General features: G+C 69.2%; 1 protein-coding gene. It reads right to left on the bottom strand.

Features of this window, described 5'->3' with window-relative positions; all coding sequences use genetic code 11:
- Window positions 1-2,156: carbon starvation CstA family protein (locus H5J30_RS27285; protein ID WP_181789979.1), on the bottom strand; the 2,156-nt coding region annotated here is incomplete at its 3' end.
- Between the last annotated feature and the right edge of the window lie 293 nt (window positions 2,157-2,449).

The following is a 2,449-nucleotide window of genomic DNA, read 5'->3' as shown; positions in this document are numbered from 1 at the left end:
CCGCTGCCCAGCCCGGCCGCGGCCAGCTCCTTCTTCTCCTCCTTGGTCGCGATCAGTTGCGCCGGCGCGATGAAGGAGGACTCGTGGTACGGCTCCTCGCGGCTGACGACGGAGTCGGGGTTGCGCAGCGACTTCACGCACACCCGGGCCGCGTCCACAATCACGACGACCACCAGCAGCGCGAAGACCGCCGACAGCACCCCGTCGACCGTCGTGTTGGTGACGATCGTCTCGGCGTCCTCCAGCTCCTGCCCCGACAGCTTGCCGGAGTCGATGCCCTCCTGCGCCACGTCGCCCTGGGCGAAGAAGCCGACCCGCGGGTCGTCCGAGAACACCTTCTGCCAGCTCGCGGTGAGCGTCACCACCGCGACCCAGATCAGCGGGATGCCCGTCACCCACGCCCACTTCAGCCGCCCCGACTTGATCAGCAGCGTCGTGCAGATCGTCAGCGCGACCGCGCCGAGCAGCTGGTTGGTGATGCCGAAGAGCGGGAAGAGCTGGTTGATGCCGCCGAGGGGGTCGTTGACGCCGACCCACAGGAAGTAGCCCCACAGGCCCACGACGACCGCGCTGGTGCCGATGAGCCCCGGCCACCAGCTGACGCGCTTGAGCGGCTTGTAGATGTTGCCCAGGGTGTCCTGCAGCATGAAGCGGCCCACCCGGGTGCCCGCGTCGAGCGCGGTGAGGATGAAGAGCGCCTCAAACATGATCGCGAAGTGGTACCAGAACGCCTTGAGGCTGTCCCCGGTCACGTTGGAGAAGATCTCCGAGACGCCCAGGGCGAACGTCGGTGCGCCGCCCGTACGGGACAGCAGCGACGGCTCCTCGACGGAGTCCGCCGCCGCCTGCAGTGCCGCCGGTGTGATCTCCCACCCGAAGCCCTGGATCGCCTCCGACGCCGACTGCGCGGTGTCGCCGATCACGGTGGGCGCGGAGTTCATCGCGAAGTAGAGGCCCGGGTCCAGCACGCACGCGGCGATCATCGCCACGATCGCCACGGAGGACTCCATCAGCATGGACCCGTAGCCGATCATCCGCACCTGCGTCTCCTTCTGCACCATCTTCGGTGTGGTGCCGGAGGAGATGAGGGCGTGGAAGCCGGACAGGGCGCCGCAGGCGATGGTGATGAAGACGAACGGGAAGAGCGAGCCGGCGAAGACCGGTCCCGTGCCGTCCTTGGCGAAGTCGGTGACGCCCTCCATCTTCAGCGTCGGCGCGGCCACGAGCACGCCGATGAACAGCAGCGCGATGGTGCCGAGTTTCATGAACGTCGACAGGTAGTCGCGCGGCGCGAGCAGCGTCCACACCGGCAGCACCGAGGCGATGAAGGCGTAGATCACCATCCAGATGACCAGCGACTCCTTGCTCAGCGTGAACGTGTCCGCGAGCGAGGACTCGGCCACCCACCGGCCCGCGACCAGCGCGAGCAGCAGCAGGGCGATGCCGATGAGGGACACCTCGGCGATCCGGCCCGGCCGGATCATCCGCAGGTAGAAGCCCATGAACAGGGCGATCGGGATCGTCATGCCGATGGAGAAGGTGCCCCACGGGGACTCCGCCAGGGCGTTGACGATGACGAGCGCCAGCACCGCCAGCAGGATGATCATGATGGCGAAGACGGCGAGCAGCGCGGCGGCGCCGCCCACCGGGCCGATCTCCTCGCGCGCCATCTGGCCGAGCGAACGGCCGTTGCGGCGGGTGGAGAAGAACAGCACCACCATGTCCTGGACCGCACCCGCGAAGATCACGCCCGCGACGATCCAGATCGTGCCCGGCAGGAAGCCCATCTGCGCCGCGAGCACCGGGCCGACCAGCGGTCCCGCGCCGGAGATGGCCGCGAAGTGGTGGCCGAGGAGCACACGGCGGTCGGTCGGCTGGAAGTCGATGCCGTTGTCGAGCCGTTCGGCCGGGGTGGCGCGCGTCTTGTCGGCCTTGAGCACGCGGTAGGCGATGAACTTCGAGTAGAAGCGGTAGCCGATGGCGTACGAGCCGAGGGCCGCGGCCACCATCCAGGCCGCCGAGACCTCCTCGCCCCGGGAGAGCGCCAGCACGGTCCAGCCGACGGCGCCCACCAGGGCGACGGCGGTCCACAGGATGACGCTCTTCGGTTCCGGACGCGGCTTTCGCGGCGCGTCCGGGGGTGCTTGCACACTCATGGCGGCTCCGTCCCCTGAGCTCTCAATCTCTTGCAATGCGCTCGAAATGTAGAGCAGCGTCAGGCCGCAGTCACTAGGGCGATCAGTCGCTATCCGATCACGAAAAGCACCGGCCGGGGCGCCGCGGCCGGGGGAGGGCGCCGGGGCGGGGCGCGGCGGCCCCGGGGCGGACGAGTGCAGCGCCGATCGAGGGGGACGCGCATGCTTGCCGCACTGGGCTCAGAACCGCTGTCGGAGGCCGTCCACCAACTGTTCCCGGACGGGTCCTGCCGGTCCGCGGAGACCCGGTGGCG

The organism is Streptomyces phytophilus (assembly GCF_013870535.1).
Lineage (GTDB): Bacteria > Actinomycetota > Actinomycetes > Streptomycetales > Streptomycetaceae > Streptomyces > Streptomyces phytophilus.
This window is presented reverse-complemented; position numbering and strand designations above follow the sequence as displayed.